Source organism: Sandarakinorhabdus sp., assembly GCF_031422795.1.
Classification (GTDB): Bacteria; Pseudomonadota; Alphaproteobacteria; order Sphingomonadales; family Sphingomonadaceae; genus Sandarakinorhabdus.
Window position 1 is genome coordinate 1 of the sequence record NZ_JANPML010000143.1, and the last position, 4,009, is coordinate 4,009.

The 4,009-nt window shown below is 66.0% G+C and carries 3 protein-coding genes; 2 read left to right on the top strand and 1 reads right to left on the bottom strand.

Annotation, left to right across the window (positions count from 1 at the left end; translation table 11 throughout):
* On the bottom strand, positions 1-587 hold a 587-nt coding region (locus RMO81_RS05335; RefSeq protein ID WP_310474726.1), incomplete at its 3' end, for an HAD hydrolase-like protein.
* A gap of 120 nt (positions 588-707) precedes the next feature.
* Here RMO81_RS05335 and glmU point away from each other — a divergent pair.
* A complete protein-coding gene (glmU, locus tag RMO81_RS05340; RefSeq protein WP_310474728.1) occupies positions 708-2,060 on the top strand; it encodes a bifunctional UDP-N-acetylglucosamine diphosphorylase/glucosamine-1-phosphate N-acetyltransferase GlmU in 1,353 nt (450 codons plus the stop codon).
* A 1-nt stretch (position 2,061) separates the two neighbouring features.
* A complete protein-coding gene (gene glmS / locus RMO81_RS05345; protein ID WP_310474727.1) occupies positions 2,062-3,885 on the top strand; it encodes a glutamine--fructose-6-phosphate transaminase (isomerizing) in 1,824 nt (607 codons plus the stop codon).
* The last annotated feature ends 124 nt before the right edge of the window (positions 3,886-4,009 follow it).

Sequence of the window (4,009 nt, forward strand, 5' to 3'; positions counted from 1 at the left end):
TGATCGGTATAGCCAAAGCTGACCAGCACGATCGGCAGGCCGGCATTGCGCGCGGCGCCCACATCGGTGGCGGAATCGCCCACGAATGCCGCATCGTCTGCCGCGCCGCCGGCCGCAGCCAGCGTGGCAAACACATGGCCAGCATCGGGCTTGGGCCTGGGCACGCTGGTCGCGCCGATGATGGCAGCAAAGCGCCCCCGCCAACCCAAAGCATCAACCAGGGCTGCGGCCAGATGGGTGGGCTTGTTGGTGCAGATCGACGCGACACAGCCAGCCTCTGCCAGCGCATCCAGCGCTGCTTCGACGCCATCGAAGGGGCGCGAATCATTGGCGATGTTGGCGGCATAAAATTCGAGAAAATCCGGGAAATGCTGTTCCACCAGATGCGGCGCCGGATCGCCGGTGGCCGCCAGCCCGCGCGTGATCAGCGCACGTGCGCCATGGCCCACCAGATGGCGCACAGCGTCCACCGGCAAGGCCGGCCGGCCGCACAGCGCCAGCACATGGTTCATCGCCGCCGCCAGATCGGGCGCGGTATCGACAAGTGTGCCGTCGAGATCAAACAGGATGGAACGGGGAAGTGTCACGAAGGATTTGCCATGCACCCGGAATATTGCAGTTCTGCGACAGGCGTTGCGCCCGGCGCCGGCACTTTTCAACCCCCACACTTTTCAACCCAGACAGCTTGTGGCAGGGCTGGGCATGTGATGACCCCTGCCCCCTTTGCTGCCATCATCCTTGCCGCCGGCATGGGCACCCGCATGAAATCGGCCCGCCACAAGGTGTTGCATGCCATCGCTGGCAAACCGATGTTGCGCCATCTCACCGACAGCCTCGCCACCTTGCAGCCGGCCCGCACCGTGGTCGTGGTCGGGGCGCTCAAGGAACAGGTCGAAACCGAAGTGGCCGGCCATTCCCGCCTTGGGGCCGATGTTGTCGTGCAGCAGCCGCAGCATGGCACTGGCCATGCCGTGCTGCAGGCCCGAGCGGTGTTGAGTGGTTTCGATGGCAAGGTGCTGGTGCTGTATGGCGACGCGCCGCTGGTGCCGGCTGCGACCATGCAGCGGCTGCTCGATGCGCTGGCCGATGATGTCGCGGTGGCGGTGCTGGGCTTCCGGCCGGCCGAACCCGGTGCCTATGGCCGCATCATTGCCAAAGCCGGCGCGATCCGGAAAATGGTGGAATACAAGGACGCTTGCCCGGCCGAGCGCGCCGAAACCCTGTGCAATTCGGGCCTGATGGCGGTGCGCGCCGCCGATCTGTTCCCGCTGCTGGACCGCGTCACCAACAACAATGCGGCGCAGGAATATTATCTGCCCGACGTTGTGGGCCTGGCGCTGGGCGATGGCCGGGCCTGCGTGGTGATCGAGACTGCCGCCGACGACGTTGCCGGGGCCAACAGCCGCGCCGAACTGGCCGGGCTTGAAGCGATTTTCCAGAACCGCCGCCGCGCCGAACTGATGGCCGCCGGCGTATCGATGCAGGCGCCCGAAACCGTGTTCTTCGCCGCCGACACCGAAATTGCCGCCGATGTCGAAATCGAACCCTTTGTGGTGTTCGGCCCCGGCGTGAGAATCGCCAGCGGTGCCCGCATACGCGCCCACAGCCATATCGAAGGCGCGACCATCGGCGAAGGCTGCGAGATCGGCCCGTTCGCCCGCCTACGGCCCGGCACGGTGCTGGGGGCCAATGCCAGGATCGGCAATTTCGTCGAAACCAAGAAGGCCGTGCTGGGCGACGGCGCCAAGGCCAATCACCTCACCTATCTGGGCGACGTGACGGTGGGCGCCAAGGCCAATATCGGCGCCGGCACCATCACCTGCAACTATGATGGCTTCTTCAAATATCAGACGGTGATCGGCGCTGGCGCCTTCATCGGATCGAACAGCGCACTGGTTGCTCCGGTTCGTATCGGTGATGGCGCCATCGTGGCCGCCGGCAGCACCGTCACCCGCGATGTGAGTGGTGATGCGCTGGCGCTGGCGCGGCCAGCGCAGACCGAAAAGGCCGGCTGGGCTGCGCGCTTCCGCGCAATCAGCCACGCGAAGAAGGGCAAATAACATGTGTGGCATCATCGGCATCGTGTCCGGCGAAGCAGTGGCGGACCGGCTGGTCGATGGCCTGCGCCGGCTGGAATATCGCGGTTATGACAGCGCCGGCATTGCAACGATCCACGATGGAATCATGGACCGTCGTCGCGCGCCCGGCAAACTGGTCAATCTCGCCCGCGAACTGGCTCTGAGCCCCCTGCCCGGCAGCATCGGCATCGCCCACACCCGCTGGGCAACGCACGGCGCGCCAACCCGCGACAACGCCCACCCGCACGCCACCGAAAATGTCTGCCTGGTCCACAACGGCATCATCGAGAATTTCAAGCCGCTGCGCCAAGAGGTGCTAAAGGCGGGCCGCACCCTTTCGAGCGATACCGATACCGAAGTCGTCGCCCATCTGCTCGAACTGGCGCTGGCGGGCGGTGCCTCACCCGATGACGCGGTAGCGCACACGCTCAAACGGCTGCACGGTGCCTTCAGCTTTGCGATGCTGTTCCGCAATCACCCCGGCGTCATCTATGGCGCGCGGCGCGGCTCGCCGCTGGTCGTCGGCATGGGTCAGGGTGAGATGTTCCTGGGTTCCGACGCGCTCGGCCTGGCCCCGTTCACCAACCGCATCGCCTATCTGGAAGAAGGCGACTGGGTGCGGTTGACGGCCGACAGCGTCGCCATGTTCGACGCCAGTGACCAGCCGGTGGAACGCGCCTTCATCACGTCATCGGCCAGCGCGGCGGTGATCGAAAAGGGCAACCACCGCCATTACATGGAGAAGGAAATCCACGAACAGCCGATCGTGGTGGCGCAAACACTGGGCGCCTATCTTGATCCGCTCGCCGAAACCGTCGCTCTTCCCGGCCTGCCCTTCGATCTGGCCGCTGTGAAACGCGTGCAGATCGTCGCCTGCGGCACGGCGCTGCTCGCCGGCCATGTCGCCAGTTACTGGCTTGAACAGCTCGCGCGCGTGCCGGTGAGCATCGAGAATGCGTCGGAATATCGGTATCGCGATCCGGTGTACGAAGAAGGCGGCCTGTGCCTGTTCATCAGCCAATCCGGCGAAACCGCCGACACGCTGGCGGCGCTGCGCCACGCGTTGGCGGGCGGCCAGATGGTGGCCGCTGTCGTCAACGTCGCCACCTCGACGATGGCACGCGAGACGCAGTTGCTGCTGCCCACCCACGCCGGCCCGGAAGTGGGTGTGGCTTCGACCAAGGCCTTCACCTGCCAATTGTCGGTGCTGGCGGCCTTTGCCATCGCGCTGGGCAAGGCCAAGGGCCGCGTTGACGCCGCCGAAGAAGCCCGCCTTGTCCACCTGCTCACCGAAGTGCCCGCCGCCATGAACGCCGCACTGAAGTCCGAAGATGCCATCAGCGCGTTGGCGCCGCAATTGGCCAAGGCGCGTGACATTCTTTATATCGGCCGCGGCCCGGATTATCCGATGGCGCTGGAAGGCGCGCTGAAGCTGAAGGAAATCAGCTATATCCACGCCGAAGGCTATGCCGCCGGCGAGCTGAAACACGGCCCCATCGCGTTGATCGATGAACATGTGCCGGTGATCGTCATCGCGCCCAGCGGGCCACGTTTTGAAAAGACCGTGTCCAACATGCAGGAAGTGATGGCGCGCGGCGGCCAGGTGGTGCTGCTGTCGGATGCCGAAGGTATCGCTGCCCAAGGTCAGGGCACGGCCGCCAGCATCACCCTGCCCAGTGTCGATCCGTTCATCAGCCCTCTGGTCAGCGCCATTCCGGTGCAGCTGCTGGCCTATCACGTCGCCCTGGCCAAGGGCACGGATGTCGATCAGCCGCGCAACCTGGCGAAATCCGTCACGGTGGAGTGAGGCTATCCCCCTCTCCCAGTTGGGGAGAGGGTCGACTCGCGGGCCCTGGCGCGCGCGGGGGGCGGGGGGGGGTGGGCCGGGCCGCGCAGGCGCCCCCCCCCGGCCCCCAGCCGCGGCGCGCGCC